The organism is Vibrio sp. Sgm 5, assembly GCF_026241575.1.
Classification (GTDB): Bacteria; Pseudomonadota; Gammaproteobacteria; order Enterobacterales; family Vibrionaceae; genus Vibrio; species Vibrio jasicida.
In genome coordinates this window covers 44,181-66,740 of record NZ_JAPHPY010000027.1, presented here as the reverse complement: position 1 = coordinate 66,740, position 22,560 = coordinate 44,181, and the positions used below count along the sequence as shown (strand labels likewise).

Annotated in this window: 17 protein-coding genes; 9 read left to right on the top strand and 8 right to left on the bottom strand. The window is 45.2% G+C overall.

Features of this window, described 5'->3' with window-relative positions; all coding sequences use genetic code 11:
• Positions 1-90: 90 nt before the first annotated feature.
• From ligA to OQJ86_RS15665, 3 genes are all read left to right on the top strand, one after another.
• Positions 91-2,103: an NAD-dependent DNA ligase LigA gene (ligA, locus tag OQJ86_RS15675; RefSeq protein WP_265988326.1), complete on the top strand. Its 2,013-nt coding sequence runs from the start codon at positions 91-93 to the stop codon at positions 2,101-2,103.
• Between the two features lie 510 nt (positions 2,104-2,613).
• Positions 2,614-3,999: a multidrug transporter gene (locus OQJ86_RS15670; RefSeq protein WP_265988325.1), complete on the top strand. Its 1,386-nt coding sequence runs from the start codon at positions 2,614-2,616 to the stop codon at positions 3,997-3,999.
• Positions 4,000-4,080: 81 nt separating this feature from the next.
• Positions 4,081-4,443: a DUF2799 domain-containing protein gene (locus OQJ86_RS15665; protein ID WP_265988324.1), complete on the top strand. Its 363-nt coding sequence runs from the start codon at positions 4,081-4,083 to the stop codon at positions 4,441-4,443.
• A gap of 76 nt (positions 4,444-4,519) precedes the next feature.
• On the opposite strand, the gene OQJ86_RS15660 is transcribed toward OQJ86_RS15665, so the two are convergent.
• From OQJ86_RS15660 to bcsE, 7 genes are all read right to left on the bottom strand, one after another.
• Entirely contained in the window at positions 4,520-4,696 is a 177-nt protein-coding gene (locus OQJ86_RS15660; RefSeq protein ID WP_020197694.1) for a hypothetical protein, read from the bottom strand.
• Positions 4,697-4,774: 78 nt separating this feature from the next.
• On the bottom strand, positions 4,775-4,954 hold the full coding sequence (locus OQJ86_RS15655) for a hypothetical protein (RefSeq protein ID WP_009707247.1): 180 nt from the start codon (positions 4,952-4,954) through the stop codon (positions 4,775-4,777).
• Positions 4,955-5,284: 330 nt separating this feature from the next.
• Positions 5,285-5,746, bottom strand: coding sequence for an NfeD family protein (locus OQJ86_RS15650; RefSeq protein ID WP_038865743.1), 462 nt, complete (start codon positions 5,744-5,746; stop codon positions 5,285-5,287).
• Between the two features lie 3 nt (positions 5,747-5,749).
• Complete coding sequence (locus OQJ86_RS15645) at positions 5,750-6,670, bottom strand: SPFH domain-containing protein (RefSeq protein ID WP_038865742.1); 921 nt, start codon at positions 6,668-6,670, stop codon at positions 5,750-5,752.
• 161 nt (positions 6,671-6,831) lie between these two features.
• Positions 6,832-8,454, bottom strand: coding sequence for a cellulose biosynthesis protein BcsG (gene bcsG, locus OQJ86_RS15640; RefSeq protein WP_265988323.1), 1,623 nt, complete (start codon positions 8,452-8,454; stop codon positions 6,832-6,834).
• The gene (locus tag OQJ86_RS15635; protein WP_197065068.1) at positions 8,454-8,630 is read right to left on the bottom strand and encodes a cellulose biosynthesis protein BcsF; all 177 of its coding nucleotides are present in this window, start codon (positions 8,628-8,630) and stop codon (positions 8,454-8,456) included. The genes bcsG and OQJ86_RS15635 overlap by 1 nt, the downstream gene beginning before the upstream one ends.
• Entirely contained in the window at positions 8,630-10,210 is a 1,581-nt protein-coding gene (gene bcsE, locus OQJ86_RS15630) for a cellulose biosynthesis protein BcsE (RefSeq protein ID WP_265988322.1), read from the bottom strand. Before bcsE ends, OQJ86_RS15635 begins: the two co-directional genes overlap by 1 nt.
• A 480-nt stretch (positions 10,211-10,690) precedes the next feature.
• Between bcsE and OQJ86_RS15625 the strand changes: the two genes are divergently transcribed.
• Genes OQJ86_RS15625 through OQJ86_RS15600 form a run of 6 tightly spaced genes read left to right on the top strand, consistent with a single transcriptional unit; the run spans position 10,691 to position 21,437 of the window.
• Positions 10,691-10,888 (top strand): hypothetical protein, encoded by a 198-nt coding sequence (locus tag OQJ86_RS15625; protein ID WP_045398992.1) that lies wholly within the window; start codon positions 10,691-10,693, stop codon positions 10,886-10,888.
• Positions 10,885-11,658: a cellulose biosynthesis protein BcsQ gene (gene bcsQ, locus OQJ86_RS15620; RefSeq protein ID WP_045463828.1), complete on the top strand. Its 774-nt coding sequence runs from the start codon at positions 10,885-10,887 to the stop codon at positions 11,656-11,658. Before OQJ86_RS15625 ends, bcsQ begins: the two co-directional genes overlap by 4 nt.
• A gap of 3 nt (positions 11,659-11,661) precedes the next feature.
• Positions 11,662-14,295: a UDP-forming cellulose synthase catalytic subunit gene (gene bcsA / locus OQJ86_RS15615; protein ID WP_265988321.1), complete on the top strand. Its 2,634-nt coding sequence runs from the start codon at positions 11,662-11,664 to the stop codon at positions 14,293-14,295.
• Positions 14,285-16,576 carry a cellulose biosynthesis cyclic di-GMP-binding regulatory protein BcsB gene (gene bcsB, locus OQJ86_RS15610; protein WP_265988320.1) on the top strand — a complete coding sequence of 764 codons (2,292 nt, stop codon included), beginning with the start codon at positions 14,285-14,287 and terminating at the stop codon, positions 16,574-16,576. The genes bcsA and bcsB overlap by 11 nt, the downstream gene beginning before the upstream one ends.
• Complete coding sequence (gene bcsZ / locus OQJ86_RS15605) at positions 16,573-17,679, top strand: cellulose synthase complex periplasmic endoglucanase BcsZ (RefSeq protein ID WP_265988319.1); 1,107 nt, start codon at positions 16,573-16,575, stop codon at positions 17,677-17,679. The genes bcsB and bcsZ overlap by 4 nt, the downstream gene beginning before the upstream one ends.
• Positions 17,670-21,437 (top strand): cellulose synthase subunit BcsC-related outer membrane protein, encoded by a 3,768-nt coding sequence (locus tag OQJ86_RS15600; protein ID WP_265988318.1) that lies wholly within the window; start codon positions 17,670-17,672, stop codon positions 21,435-21,437. Before bcsZ ends, OQJ86_RS15600 begins: the two co-directional genes overlap by 10 nt.
• A 104-nt stretch (positions 21,438-21,541) precedes the next feature.
• Here the strand turns inward: OQJ86_RS15600 and OQJ86_RS15595 are convergent, their stop codons facing one another.
• Positions 21,542-22,396 carry a thioredoxin family protein gene (locus OQJ86_RS15595; protein WP_265988317.1) on the bottom strand — a complete coding sequence of 285 codons (855 nt, stop codon included), beginning with the start codon at positions 22,394-22,396 and terminating at the stop codon, positions 21,542-21,544.
• Between the last annotated feature and the right edge of the window lie 164 nt (positions 22,397-22,560).

Genomic DNA, 22,560 nt, shown 5'->3' with positions numbered 1-22,560 from the left:
TCTTAACACCAAATAAAGAGAGGGCTCCGTTAGGAGCCCTTTTTCATAGAATTCTCAACCTCATTTATTGAATACACACGGGGCTTTAATATGTCTGAACCAGTACTTCAGCGACTAGAAGAACTCAAAGAATCGTTGCATTACCACGCTGTTCGTTACTACGTGGAAGATAACCCTGAGATTCCAGATGCAGAATACGATCGTATGATGCGCGAGCTTATGGATATTGAAGCCGAACACCCAGATCTTGTTACAGTGGATTCTCCAAGCCAGCGTGTCGGTGGTCAGCCGTTATCTGAGTTCAGCCAAGTGACGCACGAAGTTCCAATGCTGTCTTTAGACAATGCTTTCGACGATGGTGAACTGGATAGTTTTCATAAGCGCGCTCAAGATCGTGTTCCTGACCAAACTATCAAGCAGTATTGCTGTGAACCTAAGTTAGATGGATTAGCTGTAAGCTTGCTGTACGAGAACGGTGTACTTGTACAAGCAGCAACGCGTGGTGATGGAGCGACAGGTGAAAATATTACTGAAAACGTACGTACTATCAGCGCAATTCCACTTAAGTTGCAAGGCAAAGACTGGCCTGCTCGTCTTGAAGTTCGTGGTGAAGTATTCATGCCGAAAGCCGGTTTTGACAAACTTAACGAGACTGCTCGAAAAAAAGGCGAGAAAGTGTTTGTGAACCCACGCAATGCAGCTGCGGGAAGCCTGCGTCAATTAGATTCGCGCATTACTGCTTCACGCCCATTGAGCTTCTACGCGTACAGTGTTGGTGTTGTGGAAGGCGCAACGTTAGCATCAAGCCATTACGAGCGATTCCTTCAAATCAAATCTTGGGGTTTGCCAATGTGCCCTGAAACCAAGCGATTCGATAGCTTGGAAGAAGTGAAAGCCTACTATCAAGATATTCTGACTCGTCGTGAAGCATTAGCTTATGAAATCGACGGTGTCGTAATAAAAGCTGATGACATTGCTATTCAAGAGCGATTGGGCTTTGTTGCTCGAGCACCTCGTTGGGCTATCGCATACAAATTTCCGGCTCAGGAAGAAATTACAACGTTAAACGAAGTCGAGTTCCAAGTGGGTCGTACCGGTGCGATTACTCCAGTAGCTAAGCTTGAGCCTGTCTTCGTTGGCGGTGTAACCGTCAGTAATGCAACCCTACACAATGCAGACGAAATTGAACGTTTAGAGGTAATGGTTGGCGATGAAGTTGTGATTCGTCGTGCTGGTGATGTTATCCCACAAGTTGTTTCGGTGATCAAAGAGCGTCGTCCTGAAACTGCGCGAGAAATTATTTTCCCTGAAGCGTGTCCTGTATGTGGCTCTCATGTTGAACGTATTGAAGGGGAAGTGGTAACACGTTGTACTGGTGGATTAGTGTGCCAAGCACAACGTAAAGAAGCACTAAAACATTTTGTTTCTCGTAAAGCCCTTGATGTTGATGGTCTTGGCGACAAAGTGATTGAACAGCTCGTTGACCGAGAAATGGTTGAGACACCAGCAGATCTGTTTAAGTTGTCGGCCGGAGTGTTGACAGTCCTAGAGCGCATGGGCCCTAAATCGGCAACCAACGTAGTTAATGCTCTTGAGAAATCAAAATTGACAACATTACCGCGTTTCTTGTATTCGCTAGGTATTCGTGAGGTAGGGGAGGCGACGGCTGCCAACCTAGCGCAACACTTCAGGTCACTGGATTTGATTCAGGCAGCGACAGAAGAACAGTTAATTGAAGTTCAAGATATTGGCGTTATTGTTGCCAAACACATCACGACCTTCTTTGGTGAAGAGAAAAACCAGGTTGTTGTACAGGATTTGTTGAATCAAGGTATTAATTGGCCTGAGATTGCCGCTCCGCAACAAGGTGTTGAGTTACCGTTAGAAGGCAAAGTTGTTGTATTGACGGGCACGCTTTCTCTGCTGGGACGTTCCGAAGCGAAAGAAGCGCTGCAGAATCTAGGTGCAAAAGTGACGGGTAGCGTTTCAAAGAAAACCGATATTCTTTTTGCTGGAGAGAATGCTGGCTCTAAGCTAGCGAAAGCTCAAGAGTTGGGTGTTGAGGTTAAAACCGAACAAGACTTGCTCAATTTGATGAAATAACTTCCATCAAAAAAGATAAAAAATAACTAAAAGCCCTAAATGACAGTCATTTGGGGCTTTTTCTTGCCAATTAAAAAGTGACAAAATTAGCGCTATTTTCCTATTGAAATCATTTCAGTGATCAAGATCTCTCCTTTAATTTTTCCTCGTATCTAGCAGTAACTCTGCGATCAACTTCAAATTGATGTTTCCGTATTGAATGTAAGTTATTGATAAATAGCATCTTTGTGTCGACCTGCAGTTTGGGTGTTAAAAATAAGATCTGGATCAACAAGTTATATGGAACTTTGGCGTTGGTCATATTTTTTTAGAAAAAAAATAAGTTCCGTTTGGATGTTTTTAGATGCGAAGTTAGTCTTAGAAGCGTGGATACACGGTGTGTATGCAGGAACTAAAAAGAACCAATTTAGAAATATTGAGGTTCACTCAGGAATTTACTTCTCTCCTTCGGCGGCCAACTTAAGGTGAGATAGAAAAATACAGCTATATCCATTTTTAGGAGTTTTTTCCATGGACAAATTTTTTAAAGTATCTGCCCTTTCTGCGGCAATGATGGGTGCAGTAGTTGCTGCTCCAGCAATGGCTGAAGATCCATTAGGTCCAGAGTACGCTGGCGCAGTTTCAGAGTTTTTCTCTGAGTCGACTATCAGCGGTAACCTTAACTTTTGGATGCGTGCTCGTGACCGTGGCAATGTAGATGCAAATGGTAACGACACTAAAAAGGTAACGAACCTAGACCACGGTTCTATCTTTGCAAACCTAGGCTTCAACTCAGGCTATGTTGGCGGTGTTGCTGGTCTTGATGTTGTTATCTACAGCACATTCGACATGTGGCAAAACGGTGGTGCAGACCACGAAATGAACTTCTGGGGTGTAAACAACCCATACGATAAAGAAGCGAAAGACAGCGCATGTTCTGATGTATGGACTGACTGTACAGACAACGGCGTTTCATTTGCTACTGCGGCAGCGAAGTTCAAACTAGGTGATTCTGCTACTGCGAAACTTGGTTACTTCCAACCATCTGTACCTAGCTCTCTAGGTGTTAACTGGTCATTTGCTCCTGGTACTTACCTAGGTGGTGAAGTTGGCGGAAAAATCGGTGGTTTTGACCTAGGTTTGGTTGTTGCGACTGAATACAAAGCACCGTGGTTCAAAGAAACTTACGAATTCAGAACAACTAAGGGTGAAGACGCAGGTACACTTTACTCTGTAGGTGGTCGTTACACTCTAGACAACGGTATCTCTCTAGATGCAGCATACGGTGGTCTATCTGATGGTGACCGTTGGAACGCTCACTTTAAAGTGAAAGGTACAACAGAAGGCGGTCTATACTGGTCTCCTCAACTATACATCGTTGACGATAGCGAACAGTACGACAGCACTGCATACCAGCTAGCACTTTTGACAAGCTTCTCTTCTGGTCAGTACTCATACCGTGCTGAAGCGACATACACTGGCGCAGATTCTGGTGACCCAGCAAACGTTGGTAACATGTCTTACCGTCTAACTAGCCAATACGGTGGTTCAAACGGTGCTTACGAAATCTGGTGGAACAACCGTTCTGACTTTAACCACGATGAAGAGCTAGCGGTATTTGGTTCTGTGTCTCGTGACTTCTCTGATATCGGTGGTAAAGGCTTTAGTGCTGGCCTAAGTGGTGCATACGGCTTCGGTTCATCTGCTCAAGGTTACGATGACCTTAGCGAGTACGCATACAGCGTCTTTGCAAACTACGCAATCCAAGCTGGCGCACTTAAAGATGCTCACATCAGCTTCTACTACACTAACTACTACAATGATACAAACGCTCCGAACTGGACAGGTTACACTAACTTGTTCCAAGATGAGGAAGATTTCAAACTAGTACTAGCAATTCCGTTCTCAGTTAACTAAGCGAACTGAATACACTAAATAGTGTCTAAAAAGCTGAGCATACGCTCAGTTTTTTTTGTCTCAGAGACCAAGGAGCTAACCATGAAGAAAGCACTGATCATTCCATTTGTATTGTTCTCCCTTCAAGCTTGTAGCACTGCCCCTAAAACTCCAGCCGAGTATTGGTATGGGCAAGGCGAACGTTTTGGCTCAAATGGCTACCGCTACGACAACGATGTTTTAGCGAACTTAAAAGAGAGTGTTTCTTTTGACGAAGCATCCTACAAGGCGGGCTATGAAGTAGGTAAAGCAGAGTACTGTGATCCTTTCAAAGCATTTGAAAAAGGTATCCAAGGTACTCGTTATACTGACCAATGTGCAGGTCAGCCTCAAGAAGTCATGATCAAAGCGGAATGGCAAAGAGGGTGGGATGCATTTATCGGTTCTGACTTCTACAAGTTCTAAGTTTTTTCATTTAACGGCCAACGAAGTTTATCCCCGTAAAATAGATAAACTTCGTTAAAACCATTGATAATATTACTTATTTAAATGTACCACCGTACATTGTGCATAATTCGCGTGGTAGGTGTTTTACTGTACCATCACTAAATGTGCAATCTACGCCAGCACCAAATGCATGTCCCGCTGAGTTTTGTGCTAAAGAAATTGGAGATGCAAAAATAAAGCACGCGATAAATAAAGCAGCAATCTTTTTCATGGTGAATCCTCTCACTCATTAAATTTCCAGCTTAGGCTGAATAATTAATTGATCTTTCAATTTAAAGTTAGAATTGTTTTATTTCTTTATCGTACCATTTTGATGTTGGCATAAGACGATTGGCATATAATCGCTAGTCCCGTCTGGTAGATAGCATTGCACGTTAGGCCCCGTAGCACTGTTACCGTTTGAGCCTGAGTAGGCAAACACGCTTGATGAGAACAACACCACAGCGAACAACATCATTGTCTTTTTCATAGTACTTCCTCTTACTTACCTTAAAAAAATATAAGCACCTAATTGACATGCTTATGCGTTAAGTATGTATAGAGACCTAGAAAGATCAAAATTAAATTCAACAAGGTTTTATTTTTCAAAATAAATTTAGATTTTGAAAAAGTAATTATATTTCGCTATGTGTTTGAATTATTAAAATTGAAAATTTAAAAATAGGTAGAAAAGAGAGGATATTGATGATATTTCTATCACTTAATTCACATAATTAATTTAAATAAGTGGATGAAATAAAAGAGGTAGTGGAATTAGGAATAGAATAGGGCGCATAGCACCCTATTATTTTGACAAACATCATCGAGAAATAGGTTTTATCTTAAGAATTATGCCATCAACAGCAATAATTTCGACTCGAGTTCCTGCTGGTAAATCGTGTTCTGACTCAGCAGACCAAGTAGTATCTGCCACTCGTAAGCGGTTCATCCCCACCGTGAAGTCTTCATCTAACGTCACGATACTGCCGACTAATTGCTTCTGTTTTTGGTTAAGATCGCGCGCACTGTCGCTCTTGCGATCTTTCGACCATTGTTTTCGCCACCATAGCCAAGTTGTCACCAAGCTGAATGCCGCAAAGGCTAACCACTGCATTTGCCAGCCGATTGGTAGCACAGATAAAATCGCACCTACGATCAATGCAGAGATGCCAAGCCATAGGAAGTAGCCTGCTGTGCCGAGTAACTCAACAGCTAACAATGCGAGGCCGAAAGCAATCCAATGCCAGAAAGTGATGCCTTCTAATAAACTAAATAAGTCCATAGGCTAGCCTTTGTCTTTGCTTTGTTGGAACATTTCAGCAATACCAGCAACAGAGCCCATTAAACCAGTTGCTTCGATTGGTAGCATGATGATTTTCCCATTTTCTGCTTGGCCAATACTCTTCAATGCGTCGGTATAGCCTTGAGCAATAAAGTAGTTCACCGCTTGAACGTCACCTTTAGCGATGGCTTCTGACACCATGTAAGTCGCTTTTGCTTCCGCTTGCGCCGCACGTTCGCGGGCTTCTGCGTGTAAGATCGCAGACTGCTTTTCACCTTCCGCTTTTAAGATCTCTGATTGTTTTTGACCTTCTGCTCGTAAGATTTCTGCTTGGCGCACACCTTCAGCTTCTAAGATCTCTGCACGTTTATTACGTTCTGCTTTCATCTGAGCATTCATTGCAGCAGTCAGATCTGCGGGTGGCTGAACGTCTTTAATCTCAATACGTGTCACTTTGACACCCCAAGGGTTAGTAGCTTGGTCAACAATAGAGAGAAGCTTGGTGTTGATCATGTCACGCTGGCTGAGCATTTCGTCCAGCTCCATTGAACCAAGTACGGTACGGATGTTGGTTAATGTGAGGTTACGAATAGCATGTTCTAGATCGTTGACTTCATAAGCCGCTTTGGCTGCGTCGATAACTTGAACAAAGCCGACTGCGTCGATGACGACATTCGCATTATCTTTAGAAATAACCTCTTGAGCTGGAATGTCGAGAACGCGTTCCATCATATTGATCTTCTGACCAATTCTATCAATAAACGGAATAATTAAGTTCAGGCCCGGTTTAAGTGTGTGGGTATAACGTCCAAAGCGTTCAACCGTCCAGTTGTTCCCTTGAGGTACAGTCTTAATCGCAGAGGCAAGAATAATAACGGCTAGAGCAACGAAAATACCGATGGTGATCAATGAGTCAATTGGCATGTGCTATTCCCTTAAGTGCATAATGTTTAATCCATTCTTACTTATTTATGCGTATTAAACAATCGTAGAAATGAGAGCTTGGATAGATAACAGGCAGAATAAAGGCCGGAATACACCAGCCTTTATTATTGCTAAAAATTCATGCCGTTAACATGTGAATGCTATTTAGTTGGGTATTCAATCCAACTGGTACCATCTAATGAGACGTAGTACTTACCATTTACCTCAATTACGGTTGAGCCAGAGTTTTGAGCGACCACACGGGTTTCTGGTAAGTTGCCAGCCAATTCGCTCGGGTTGAATGATTCCTTGTCATAAATGTTTTGCTCAAGAATATTCGATACCAATTGTGATAGGGCTAAGTAGCTTGAAGGCGCTTTAACGTGCTTCGTATTGCCTTGGCGTTGAATTCCTTCACCGAAGACTTTAATCCCAACCGGTGTGTGAACGATGGTTGGTGCTGGAATTTCACGCATACCAGAGATCTGCATTCTATCACCTCGCATACCGGCGCCATGTTCTGGCACTAATGCAACAACAATATTACGTTTGGAGGCTTTTAGCTCTTGGAAGAACGAGTAAAGATCATCAAGAAGATTCTTTAGGCGTTTCTTGTAACTCACCATAGACGTTGTCGAGTTTGCATTGATGATGCGGTTACCATCATGCAATGAAATAGTGTTATACAACGCAACCACTTTCTCATCATCGCTTTTGATTCGTTGCTGCCACCAGTCATCAAGCACCTGTTTATCACGGAAGATAGAGGAGCCATCGAACGACTTTTGGTAAGGCTTGAACCCTTCTTGAGACATCAGGTTCGTTTTTAGATCGCCATCTTTTTTGATCAGTTCTAAGAAGCTATCGAACACACCGTTGTGGTTCATCAACAGATTTTCTTTGAAGCCGAGATCTTTCAGGTTATCGAACAAGTAACATTGCTTTGGAGCAGGCTCGAACAATTTACTGTGTTCTTGCTGGCCACAACTTGCTCTCAGCAGCCTTACAACGGCTGGTCCGCTGTAGGATGTTGCCGCGCTGAAGTTATCAAACATGACATCAAATTCTTTGAACAACGGGTGATCGGCCAAACCAGCAATCTCGATGTCATCCCAAGCGACGGAACAGATGCTCAAGAACAGCAAATCAAACGGAGCATCTTGTGCACTATCAGGGCTGAACGAGACACGTCGTGACGCTTCTTTCGCAAAGAAATCTGCCGTCATACTATTGAGCGACTCATCGTTGATTTCTGTGACTTGAGGTTGTGTTGTTTCCGCTACTTCCGTGGTTGCTGGTGGAGCAGGTTGCGCTGTTTCAACGGTTACTGAACTCTCTGGCGTTTTTGGAATGCTGACATAAATCATCGCGATAACGACAAATACAGAAACGCGTAAAAACTTGCTAAGAATGTAATACGCTGCGCACAGGACAAACAACCCAAGCAATGCTTGAACAGAAATGAAGCGTCCCATGAGTTCGACAAGATAGCTAAACTCAAACTGCATCAACTGACCCGCCTGATCCCATAATCGCTCTAACGGAGGTAAGAAAGAGTCATAATGTAGGAGCCATGCAGCGATGATCACTGCGATAACGTGTCGCAGTACATTCAATGCTTTGATTGGCACAGGTAACAGAATAAAGAGTAAGAGCGCAAAGTTTTCTAACGGATGGAAATCGATTATCCCTTGAAGGAAAAGGGCAACTTTGGCAATAAAATAAATGTTCCACCAATCCAATCCAATCATGAATTGAGTTGTTTGTTTAGAATGTGAAGTCATCACTTATGCTTCTTGTTTTTGTTTACAGAAAGATCTTGTTCAAAATACCGAGCGCGTTTTAAGTATCGATTGTAGAGCTGTTTTATTGCTCTTACCGCATCACGCAGAAAATAACCTAGGAACAAACCCACACTTAGGCTTATACCCACGGTAAGCATAAAATCATCAATGTTCATCATTGCTCCTTAATGCTGATGGCTTTCTTTACTGCGAACAAAGCAGGCACTTCGGTCATCGGTTTTTCGTTTACCGCGAAGATTTGTTTTTCAGTGGTCAAGGTTGATACCTCGTCGGAAATACTGGCCTCATCTTCTAGAATATGTCTGAGTTCACCCTCAATGTCATAATGTGTCTCGAAGGTACGCGTAGAGTGAAACAAATCTCGAGGCGGAAACTCGAATATATTGTTCAGTGCAACATCAATATCGTTATGACGTATTGCACTGAACAGGACGTAAAGTGCCTTATTACATGCTGTGACCACATCGCCATCTCTTCGGATGTGGCACAAACGAAGGCACTCTTCCGGACTCATCCCAGGCAGCAAATTCAGCTTAATGAGTGCAAAGTTCACATTGGACCGACTCGAACTGGCCATCACATCAGTACAGTATTGGCTAAAGTCTCCGTTATGTAGGTAGCCTTTACTGCCAAATTTAACGTCGTACTTTAGTAAGGCCTCTAAGCTTTGAGGCAACTCACGTGTTAACATTTGTCCTTGTATTGCTTCTACCTGAGTCATGAAGCGCATCTGCGGCACTTGAACTGGTGAAATCAGGTTTACGCCAGCACGAAGCAAAAACTTTTCATCTGCGTATCGTAAACATTGCTCCGTTTCCCGAATAACAAGCTTTAGTTGGCGACCCCCTTTCGTGCGAAGTTGATAGCAATCCAATGCCAACTGTTGCACTTCGCTCTGGCTTGAGCAGTTGAAAACAATGGTTGATGCTCTTGGGCTGTCTAACATCTCTAATAGCTGCTGGTTATTTTCTGCTAGCTGCATTCCTCTTGGCACTTTTGTGCTGTCACCTAAGGCTTCTTTCGTAATGTAAAGTCGTTCGCTATCGGCTTTATCTTCCATGACGTCGTGTGCTTGTACTTTCTCGTAAGGTGTCGCGAGCAAGCTACCTCTATCATCAAACGATAGGATGTATTCTTCTTCTGATTTCACTCCGTGTCCGTTTGACCAAAAGTCTACGAAGTAGCTGTAGCGCGATTCATCTAATGCACTCATTGTTGCTAAGCCAGCAAGATATTGATTGTTCGTCAACAATTTGGGTTTGAGTACCGATGTCGCTAAATGCCCATAAATACATACATTGATAATGAGCGACTTTTTATGGGCTAATTTGCTTATTGTTGATAGGAATATGCCTACATCTTTGTCGCTGCAATGAGATAAAATCGAATCGGGAATAAACAAAATATAGTTAGAGTTTTTGGTGATATTCATTCTGTGAATGTCTTTAGCAAGAACAATAGGGTCTAACTTCTTTTTTTGATTTTTATTACTGATAAAGTAGATCTTATCAAGATAACTATCAGATAAGTCTTTGAATTTTTTTGATGCTTCGCGATTTAGACCGGAGATAAAGGTTTCTTTGTTCGTGAAACTTGTAAGTAAAGTGTTGTGATTTTGGTCGGATGCACTAATTAAAAATTCAATTGTCATGTGTTTGTGAGAAAATAAATTGACGTATACGGATTTATTTCTTTGTTCACTGGTAATTGCGGGTAGACCGTTTATTAATGACATTAAAATGGCTCTTTAATCAGTTGGTTATATTCATTTTTCATTAATTTTCAAATTCCCCTGTATGGTAATCGTTACAGAAAAATCTGACATAATGACAAGAAAATGACGCTAAGATACTAAACGAAATTGATCAAAAATAAAATTAGATATAGCATTCTCTGCCTTGATGTTTATAAGTCTAAAATTATACATTCGCAAACCAATGTAATTAAATATTGTCTATAATTGTGGCTTATATGTCGCAAACAGATAATTACAACTAATCTTCATAATCTTAGTTTCTGAAGCCAAACATCATTTATCAATTTAATAATCATGTGATCAATGATTTAGGTTGTTCACATTTTTTCTCATTTTATAAATATGCGATGCACGGGTTAGGTGCGTCAAATTTTCAGCATCGTATTTGATACAAAATTGAAGTAGGACAGGGGAGTCTCTACTTTTTTATCAAGTGCGCGGATAACGTGGAAAGATGTCGTGACAGAGCCAGCAAAAGACATTAATTCGATCTACTCTTCATATAACTTAACTCAGCATCAATATGTTGAAACGACTGAAGAAGAGTCGTATTTATATGTGAAAAGTAAGTGGTTGGTTTTCCAATCGAAGCCTACCAAAGGCACTGGAACTGGAATTAAAAACAAACAAGCAGGTCTTGAAACGGAAGCGATATGAAGCGTCTTCTTTTTGTTAGCCTGAGAGGCGGGTGTGGCTCAACCACAGTAACCGCAAACTTGACTCAAGCTTTAGCCAAAATTAATAAGCAGGTTCTTGCTATAGACGTGTCATCTGAGAACCTTTTGCGTCTTCATTTTGGGCTTCCTTATGAAGAGCAAGATGGTTGGGCTGGGCGTGTCTTATCTAATGATACTTGGGTAGAAGCCGGTTATCAGAGCCCTCAAGGCGCTTTGTTACTGCCATTTGGCGAATTGAACGCAGAACAAAAGCATCGGTTCGCTCAATCTTATCAATATCTTGAAGCGCTTGGTCGTTCAACTTTGCAAGTGACAGATGCAGAAAAATGGCAGCTGTTTCATGGTGATATGTCTTATCTCATGACTCCAGAAATGAACGCGTTTGTTGAGTCGATGGACATGGTTTTTGTGGTCATCAACGCTGACGCGATGAACTACGCGGCTCTGCAAACGGCAGTTCGAAACACTCCGGAAATCGGCCATATACTTGAGTCTGGCAAGCTGCGCTACATCCTCAATCAATACCAACCCGAGACCGAGATTGGTCGAGATTTTATGTTGGTATTTAAAAAGGAGCTGCAAGACTTGTTAGTGCCTGTTCTCATGCATCGTGATACAGCGCTGACTGAGTGTGTGGCTAACTTAACGACTGTTCAACACTACTCTCCGACCAGTCAAGCGGCGAAAGACTATCAGTCGTTGGCCTTTTGGTGTGTTTCTACTATTTCTGCTGCAACTTCTCAGGGCTAGTGCATGCGTAGCCTCAACCTTATCTTCCAAAGCTGGATAGTCGATCAATTTCAGTCGCACAAGCAGGCGTATGAGCAAGCTTGGGAATGCAAAACCAATTGGCTGGGAAATATTGTGCTTTCTTTTTGGTTTTCATTGAGCTTTATCTTTTTAAAACCTGTGATTTCTGGTGTTCCCTCTTGGAAACTGCCGCTGGTCTATTTTCCACAAGTTAACTATGCCGCCCCTCGCTTGTTCGACCCGATTCGGTTTGTTGTCCAGAGTGTTTGGTTATTGTGTTTTAAGCAAAGTGTTGCGTCTGCTTGGTCTCATCAAGCCAGTGGCGTAGTGATGTACCTTGCTGAGAAAATCCGCAATGCTTTCTACTTGCCATTTGAGCTGGTGGCGAAAAGTGTTCGCTGGTTAGAGCTGACGGCCAATCAAGTTAAAGACCCTAAAGTACGCGAACGTATTAAAACCAGTAAGTCAGCAATGGCTCTGAATTATACGTTATTGTTCTTTGTCGTCTTAATCGCCCTACTTTGTTTTACCGTGCCATTTGGTTACCAAGCCCAAACGGTATTTGTGTTGTTACTCTGGGCACTCGCGATGATGGTGCGACGCATGCCGGGGCGCTTTCCGACCATGTTGCTTATCATTCTGTCTGTCACCGCGTCATGTCGTTACCTGTGGTGGCGTTATTCATCAACGTTGAACTGGGACGATCCTATTGCACTGATCTTAGGGGGTATTTTGCTTTTAGCAGAAACCTATTCTTGGATCGTGTTGATGCTGGGCTACTTCCAGAATATTTGGCCGCTTAACCGCAAGCCAGTTTCAATGCCACAAGATCAGTCTATTTGGCCAACCATCGACTTGATGATTCCAACTTACAACGAAGATCTCGATGTGGTTAAAGCGACGGTATACGCAGCGATGGGGGTAGACTGGCCAAAAGAAAAGCTGAAAATTCACATTCTCGATGATGGTAAACGAGACAGCTTCCGTGACTTCGCAAAGAGTGTGGGGGTTAACTACATTCGCAGGCCAACTAACGAGCACGCCAAAGCCGGTAACATCAACTATGCGTTAAAGCAGACGGATGGTGAGTTTGTGGCGATCTTCGACTGTGACCACATTCCAACTCGAGCATTCTTCCAGCTCACTATGGGTATGTTCCACAAGGATCCGAAGCTGGCGCTGATTCAAACTCCGCACCACTTTTTCTCTCCGGATCCGTTTGAACGTAACTTGTCGAACTTCCGTAATGTGCCTAACGAAGGCAACTTGTTTTATGGGTTGATTCAAGATGGTAACGATTTATGGGACGCGACGTTTTTCTGTGGCTCGTGCGCCATCTTGCGCCGTGAACCGCTTGAAGAAGTGGGTGGTATTGCAGTTGAAACCGTAACGGAAGACGCACATACGTCACTGCGCATGCACCGATTGGGCTATCGCTCTGCTTACCTTAAGCAGCCGATATCAGCGGGTTTAGCGACAGAAACCTTATCGGCACACGTAGGACAACGTATTCGCTGGGCGAGGGGCATGGCGCAGATCTTCAGGGTCGACAACCCGCTCACCGGTAAAGGGCTGAAGTTGTCGCAGCGGCTTTGTTACGTCAATGCCATGCTGCATTTCTTATCCGGTATACCGCGTATTGTGTTTTTGATTGCACCTCTGGCGTTTTTGTTGCTGCACTCTTACGTCATTTACGCACCAGCATTGGCGATTATCCTGTACGTTTTGCCGCACATGATCCACGCCAGTATGACCAACTCACGCATGCAGGGTGACTATCGTTACTCCTTCTGGGGGGAAGTGTATGAAACCGTGCTTGCTTGGTACATCGCAAGACCAACGACCGTCGCTTTGTTTGCGCCTCATAAAGGGACATTCAATGTAACGGCGAAAGGGGGCTTGGTTGAAAAATCGCATTACGACTGGGTGATCTCTCGACCGTATTTGGTGCTTGTGGCACTGAATATTCTTGGTTTTGCCGTGGGCCTGTATCGAATGGGGTGGGGGCCCCAAGATGAGGTCGGCACTGTCATCGTGAACTTAGTATGGACGATGTACAACTTGCTGATCTTAGGTGCAGCGGTCGCGGTTGCGGTAGAAGCGAAACAGGTACGAAAAGATCACCGCGTAGAGGTGGCAATTCCTGTTGCGGTGAGATTGCACTCTGGGCATTTGATTCAAGCTCAGATGAAAGACTTTTCATTGGGGGGCGTCCGCATCGAAATTGATGGCGTTGACGAACAAACTTGCCAGTACTTACTCGGTCAGTCACTCGAAGTGATTCTGAATCGTGGCGGGCAAGAATTCGTGTTCCCGATGACGGTTGCCTATGCTCATAAAGGCATGTTCGGTATGCAACTCAATGAATTGTCGCATCAACAACAAATCCAATACGTCCAATGTACATTTGCGCGAGCAGATACATGGGCGAAATGGCAACAAGGCTATCAAGCAGATAAGCCACTATCGAGTATGCAAGCCGTTCTACAAGTCGGCTTTAATGGATACAAGCGCTTGCTACAACACTGCCCTAAATTTGTCGTGGTCAGTGTGGATGCACTTTTATTTTGTATCGAATTTATTTGGTCACTTCGACCTCGCTATGTCCCAATCAGGACCACAAGTCATGCTAAATAATAAAAAACTAACAGCGTTGACGACGGCAATCACTCTGATGTGTATGTCGGGCAGTCTCGCGGCACAAGAAGTAAAACAGCAATTGTCGGAACCCCAAGCTCAGCAACAAGACGCGGAAAATGCCACCGTCTTTAAGCGAGTCGTTCCATTTAGTCAATTGGGCTACAGCGGCTCAATTGCGATTCAAGGCAGTGAAGCGAACGCTTATGTTGGCTTTGGCTCTCGCCTTGATGAGGTGGTTTCAAAAGCCACGTTGTACTTTGATATTACGCCTTCGCCAGCATTACTTGCCTTGGTTTCACACGTCAAAGTGTACTTGAACAACGAGTTGATGGGCGTGGCGTCTATCGTTGATGGTCAGCAGGGTAAAAAGCTCAGTCTTTCTATGCCACTGGATACGCGTTACTTCAGTAACTACAACCAAATTCGTTTTGAGCTGATTGGCAACACTCAAAAAGACTGTGCCAACCCGAATGATTCCAGTATTTGGGCCGAGATCAGCCAAAGCAGCCGTATTGAAATGTTTGTGCAAAAAACGCAGCTAGAAAGCGATTTGAGCTTACTGCCAGCGCCTTTCTTTGATGTTCGTGACTTTAGCCAACTCAATCTGCCTGTCGTAATGGGCGATAAATATGACTTAGACGAAGTGAAAGCAGCTGGTGTTTTGAGTTCCTACTTTGGCTCTTTAGCTGCTTGGCGCGGTGCGCAGTTTCCTCTGAGTTTCGACACTTTGCCAGAGCGCAACGCCGTGGTGTTTATCACCAACGACAACAAACCTGAATTCCTAAAAGACTTCCCAGATACGGATGGCCCGCGTGTACAGGTGATTACCCACCCAACCGACCCATACGTGAAGTTATTGCTGGTGATTGGTCGTGATAGTGCTGACCTAAACACCGCAGTACGTGGCTTGGCATTGGGTAACCAGATTCTTACCGGCCCCATTGCTAAGATCAACGAGGTGAAGCAAATCAAACCTCGCTTGCCTTACGATGCGCCAAACTGGGTGAGCACAGATCGACCGGTTGCGTTGTCTGAATTGGTTGAGCAAAAGAGCATGCTGCAAGTGGAAGGTCGCACACCACCGCCTATCAGCGTGAGCCTACGTTTGCCACCAGATCTGTTTACTTGGCAGAGCCGTGGTATTCCAATGGATCTGAACTACCGTTACTCACCGCCGACGGAAGACCATTCTGGCTCCCGTCTGACGTTGAGCATTAACGACCAGTTCATCGAAGCCTTTAACTTGACCACTGCGGGTCAAGGTGGCGACTCTAACCGCGTTCGTGTGCCATTGTTGGATGACAGCATTCTGAGCAGCGACGACCGTGTCCGTATTCCTGCATTCAAAGTGGGCAGCAAAAACCAGATTGATTTTGAATTTGGCTTTGCCTCTGTCACTGATGGTTTGTGTCAGGTGACTCAACCAAGCAAGCAATATGCCGTGGTTGATGGCGACTCTACGCTCGACTTTAGCGGCTTCCCGCATTACATCGAAATGCCAAACATGCGTGCGTTCGCAACATCTGGCTTCCCGTACACACGCATGGCGGATCTGTCTGAAACTGCTGTTGTGGTGCCAAAAAACGCACCAAAAGAAGCACTGCAAACCTTCTTGAATGTGATGGGCTCTTTGGGCGGTGATTCTGGCTACCCAGGTATCCAAGTATTATTGACCGATAAGTGGGATGCACAAGCGCTAAAAGACAAAGATATCTTGAGTATTGGAGTGGTGCGTTCATTAGAAGAAGCGGCGAACGACCCAGACCAAGTGAATCTGGTGGTTGAAGCAGGCGAGCGCCAAATTCGTCTACCGAGCAAGAATGAACAGCAACTTGGTATGAACTGGATGAACCCAAGCGATGCTAACCAAGTGCCAGCTGATTATGTTTCAGTGGAAGCAAGCGGCTCCTTTGCTGCGATTTATGGTATGGAATCACCTTACACAAATAATCGCAGTTTAGTGTCTATTATGGCTGCTCATCCTGCTGATTTTGCTACGGTTGATGAAGCACTTTCGGATTCGGGCAAAGTGGAGCATATGTTTGGCTCTGTAGTGACGCTTAGAAACGATGAAGTCGCGAGCTATAACGTTGGTTCTCACTACTTTGTGGGTGAGCTGCCAGTGTGGCAATTAGTTTGGTTCCACTTCTCAAATCATCCAATCATCGTGGCATGCTTCGCTGCGTTATTGATGGTGATCGTGACTATTGTGCTTTGGCGTGTTCTGCGTCAGGTTGCTGCAAAACGTCTAGAGAAAACTGAGGAGGAAGAGGAATGAAAAAGCTGATTGCACTTATCATGCTACTGGCTTCTCCTCAGCTGTGGGCAAACACCTGTGACTGGCCACAATGGGACACATTTAAGTCGGTTTATATCGAACAAGGTCGGGTCGTGGATGGTAGCGATGAGCGCATGATCACCACATCGGAAGGCCAGTCCTATGCGCTGTTTTTTGCTTTGGTTGCCAATGATCAAAAAGCGTTTGCCGAAGTATTAAACTGGACTCAAGTGCATTTAGCTGGTGGTGACCTTACGGCAAGATTGCCAGCTTGGTTATGGGGCAGAAAAGCGAACGGCAGTTTTGGTGTGTTAGATACCAATGCAGCATCGGATTCCGATCTTTGGATTGCTTACGCTTTAGTGGAAGCGGGTCGACTGTGGGATAACTATTATTACCAATCGGTTGGTCATCTGCTTGCTAGTCGTATTCTACGAGAAGAGACTGTAACCATTGACGGTGTGGGCACCGTGTTACTGCCTGCACCAACAGGATTTGAGTTTGGTGATCGCTACCGTGTGAACCCGAGTTATGTGCCGTTACAGCTGATTGCGCGAATGGAAGCCCTGTATCCGCAATATTCATGGGATGGTATGTATAAAGCAAGCGCGCAAATGCTAACGCAAACCATGCCAAAAGGTTTCAGCCCTGATTGGGCGACGCTCAGCCAAGGCCAGTACAGTGCGGATTCGGTGACTGGGCCAATTGGCAGCTACAACGCCATTCGTACCTACTTATGGGCGGGTATGCTTGATGACCAAGTCGCAGAAAAAGATCAGCTGATTCAGCAAATGCAGCCTTTTGTCGCAGCGACTAAAGCGCTCGGAGCACCACCACGAGAAGTGAATACAGAAACGGGTGAATACACTCAAGTTGGCAGTGCGGGATTTTCTGCTGCTGTATTGCCTTTGTTGGCGGCGTCTGGTGAGTCTGAGCTGCTCAAAGCACAAGCAAGCCGAGCGCAGCAAGAGCTTATCTCGGACAGAAACGACCACTACTATGACAATGTTTTGAGCTTGTTTGGCCTAGGCTGGCATCAGGCGCGCTACCGCTTTGGCAAACAAGGTGAACTGTTGCCGGCATGGAGCGAGCAATGCCAATAGCAAGACGTGCTTCGTGGTTGATCTCGCTGGCCATGATGGCGAGCGGGATTGCTCCTGTTTATGCACAAAGTTTTAGCTCAAAGCCGCTTAGCAAAGCGCAGTTAGCCGCGGTTTATCAACCGATCGAAACGGTTCAGTTCTCGACGTCTCTTGCTCGGGTAAACTCGGTGGAGTGGCTGGTTGAACAGCTGAAACTGGCGGATGCAATAGGACGCGACGACATTGTTGAAAGTACGTTAGAGCGTTTGTTTGCGATTGAGGAAGGCAACCCGATTGGCTTGTATTACCAAGCCAATATGTACTTAAAGCGTAAGCAACCTGAGTTGGCGAAGCAGACGTTTCAGCGTTTAACCAAACAATCGCCAAATTCTCCACAAGCCAAAGACTTGGCTGCCATCATGTCTCTTCAAGGAGATAAGAAAGGCGATTACCAACGAGCTAAGTTGCTAGCTAAATCTGGCCGTTACGAAGAAGCCATCCAAGCGTATAAAGTCATTTTTCCAAACGGCATGCCTTCTGCTGCATTGCAGTTAGAGTTTCTTCAGCTGCAAAGCAATCTTGATGGAAGTTGGCAGACAGTAAAACAAGGTTTAGAGCGCTTAAATGCAGATTACCCGGGTGTGCCTCAGTTTCAACTCGCATTGGCGAATCATATCCGCAAAGAGAATCCAGCTGACCCATGGATTTTGGATACTTACAAAAAGCTCGCTTTAGCGCCAGTCATTGGCAGCAGTGCGGCGACATCTTGGTTGCGTGCTCTCGATCAACTGCCTATCTCAGAACAAGTGGTTCAACAATACGCGATTTTAGCGAGTTACTATCCATCAGATCTTGAGATACAACGAGCTAACCAAGGCGCGAAGAAGCGCTGGGCAACCGAGCAAGATCTGCGTAAGGACCCAACCTATCTTGCCAAATTGAAAGGTCTCAAACTGCTGGATGAAGACAAAACCTTGCAAGCTGAGAAGCAGTTGCGGTATGCGATGACGACGCGTCCGAACGACCCAGAAATATTGGGTGGTATGGGCAAGGTCTATCTGCGTAAAGGTCAGCAACAAAAGGCGCTTGAGTACTTTGAACGTGCACAGCAGTTAGATAAAGACCCGGATAGTGCCTCGAAATGGGCCACTCTGATTGAAACCTCGCAATATTGGGCTTATTTGGATCAAGGTGATGCACTGGCTGAGAAAGGGCAGTTTAAACAAGCTGAAAGCCTTTACCGTAAAGCCATTCAGTCTGATAAAACACAGCCTTATGCTTTTACCTCTTTAGGGGCGCTTTACTTAGCACAAAAGAACTATGCCGCGGCAGATAAAGCTTATATCCAAGCACTAAAACTTGAAGCGCTGAACGGATCTGCTTTACGTGGACGACTCGATGTTCGTATTGAGCAGCAGGACTGGGCGGGCGCGGCTTCGCTTGCACAGCGCTTTTCTCCAGCGCAAAAACAGGTGGTGTCTGAGAAAATCAATGGCATTCAATCTGAGATCATTCTGGCGAGATTGCGCATTGCGATAGCGAAAGATGACCAAGCAGGTATGCAATCTGCAGTGGAAGAATTGATTGAGCTAAAACCAACATCGCCTTGGTTGAGACTGGACATCGCCGATGTGGTTCACTCTATGGGTGATAAACGTCGTGCCGACAGGCTTATGTCTGAATGGGCGACGAACAGCACTGATCCGGAAATGAAGTTCGCGTATGCCTTGTATCTCGCTCAAGATTTTAAAGTCGATGCGGCGATTTCTGAGTTAGAGAGTGTGCCGAAGCGCGAGGTTACCCCAGCCATGGAGCGTAACCTCACACGCTTAAAGCTCAATGCCGATTTACAAGATTTATCCTCGTGTTATCAGGCCTCACCGAAGACGGTTACTACCATGTTGACGTCGCTTGAGTCTCAATATGCTGGGCAAGTTCAACCTCTAGCGAGGCTTGTAAGTGCTTGGGTAGAGATTGAAAAGGTCAATGAAGCGCAGCGTATTTATCAAAGTATTCGCCCCTCAAGCAAATGGTCTACCGACGAAAAACTCGCTTACGGCAGTATGATGGTGAGCCTGAATCAGTTTGACGATTTCGACCAATGGTACGAAGGCTTGGCGTTGAGTAAAGACCAGCAAGCAGTCAGTGCCTCTGAAGCGCTGCAATTTGATGAACTCAAAACACGTCGTACTTTAGCACAAGCGGATTTGTTACTCGCGAATCAACAGCCAGAGCAAGCAATGGCTTTGTATGAACGTATCTCATCAAAACCTGAACCATTCAAGACGCAAGCTCAGGTGGGGTTGCTGCAAGCCAGCGCACAGAGTGGAGATGAGGCAACCTATCACGACTTGCATCTGATCTTGAATAAGAAGCGCGACACGCTGAATGCTGCTCAGTTGATGACGGTTGCTTCGGTATTCAATCAACTTGGTTACCGCAATGATGCGAACACCCTGAACCGCTTGCTCGATGATACACAAGACGCTGACGCTCTGGCGTATCGAAACAGCATGTCTATTGCGATGGACAATCAGCAATGGACGTTAGCGGAAGAGCGCGGACGTCAGGCACTGAATAGTGATCGAATTGAAAAAAGTGCAAAACCAGATGAAGCAAGTCTAGAGACGCTTACTTTGCGTGAGTTGTATGACACAGCCGATGACTACTGGCTAACGCGAAATGTTAAGTCGGACATCGATACGCTCCATGACCGCAGTGATGGTCATTTACTTATTGGTTGGGATTACAGTGCGCGTGATGGGCGTAACTCATCCAACCAAGTGCCAATCGAAGCGCGCATTCCGATTGAATCACTCGATGGGCATCTGCTGCTGAAAGCGGATTACGTATCTATTGATTCCGGCGAGCTAGATTACTACGAGAAGGACCCTAAAAACTTCCCAACCACAACAACGGTTCAAAATGATGCATCAGGTATGGCGCTGGGTGTGGGTTGGCAAGCCAAAGATTGGCAAGTGGATATCGGCACTACACCGATTGGTTTTGACCATACTACTTGGGTAGGCGGGGTCAGTGTGGATGGTGATCTCGGGGACTTCGGATGGACAGCAGAAGCGTCTCGCCGACCTGAAACCAGCAGCACACTTTCTTATGCTGGAATGACAGTACCGAGTGGAACCAGTGATCCCCAAGGCAAAAAATGGGGTGGTGTAGTTCGAACTGGCGTTAAGCTCAATTCGAGCTGGGATATAGGTGGCCCTTACGGTTTTTGGAGCAGCCTGCAATACCATGCACTGACGGGTGAAAATGTTGAAGACAACACTCGCCTCGGTGTGCTTGGTGGGGCTTACTACAAACTGATCGCAACGGATGATCAGCGCCTGAGTATTGGCACTAACTTGATGTACCTCGACTATGACAAAAACTTGGGTGAATACACACTTGGTCATGGTGGCTACTACAGCCCGCAAAGTTATTTCTCTGTGTCATTGCCAGTCAACTATTACGGTCGCTACGACAGCACATGGTCGTATCAATTGAGTGCTTCCATTTCTAACTCATGGACAGAAGAAGATGCGCCTTATTTATCTTCTGGTGATAGTTCTGAGCGCGGTGGCGGCTTTGGTGCTTCGCTGCAAGCAGCCGTTGAGAAACGAGTGAGTAAACGTTGGTATATCGGTGCGCTGGTGGATCTACAGCGTTCAGAGTTTTACACGCCAAACCATTTCATGCTGTACGGAAAATACACCTTCAATGACCGCTGGCAGCCGATTGAATACCCACCTGCGGTACCTACGCTGTACAGTGATTTTTAGTACCAGTCTCTCTCGCAACGAGTATTGCAGGAATGGTAGAAACAACAAAGGCCGGAGTTTTCCGGCCTTTTCTATTTGAGCTGTCCTGCTTTAAATCGATTCGCTTAGTACAAAATCGAGTAAAGTTGACGGCGGTACTTACTTGCCAGAGCGTTGCCTTGGCCAAGTGCACTCAAGATGTCCATAAAGACTTTCTTCACTTCACCATCTTGTGCGCCTAGGTTGGTCTTAAGAATGTTCCAAAGTAGCTCTAACGCTTCTTCATCGCGACCTACTTGGTTGTACTGAACGGCAAGTTCACACGCCAATTCAATGTTATCAGGGTTTGCTGCTAGCTCTTGTTCAAGACGCTGAAGCTCTGGGCTTTCTGCTGCTTGAAGATGCAGGTCTAACTTCGCGATCAAACCTTTGTAGTAGTTGTCTTGGTATTCCAGTGGAATGGCGCTTAACAGCGTTTGTGCCAATTCAAACTGTTTGGTTTCCAGCAAGCAATCTACCATTGCCAGTTTCACGTCGCCGCGGTTTTGAAGCTCTTCCGATAGCGTTTGAAGAATCGCTAATGCTTGAGCGTGCTCACCTTGTTGGAGCAATTCATTTGCTTGCTTCAACTGCATCTCATCTTGGCTTGGTAGATGCTTTTGCAGCATTGCTGTAATCGCATCAATAGTCTGAGGGCCACCCATACCATCGACAGCTTGACCATTCATGAACAATGCGATGGTCGGTAGCACTTGCACGCCAAATTGAGAAGCAAGGGCCGGTTGCTGTTCACAGTTCAATAGAGCAAGGGTAAATGCGCCGTTGTATTGCTGAGTCAGCATTTGTAGATCAGGAATCACTTGTGCGCTTTCTGGTTGAGCGCCCGCCCAAAAGTGAATCAATACAGGCGTGTTCATTGACCCTTCAAGCGTTTCACGGAAATTTTGTTCTGTTAACTCAACGATAAATGGGGATTGCATCAGAGTATCCTTGCTTTTTGTTTCTTGTCGTTGATTGTAGATATGGAGTTGATATTTGGGAAATTCAAGCGATAGAAAGGAAAAACGCTGCCGAAGCAGCGTATTCCTGATAGCAAGCGAAAGTGCTATTAAATTTGGCTAGTCCAGCTCGCTTTAGAAAGTCT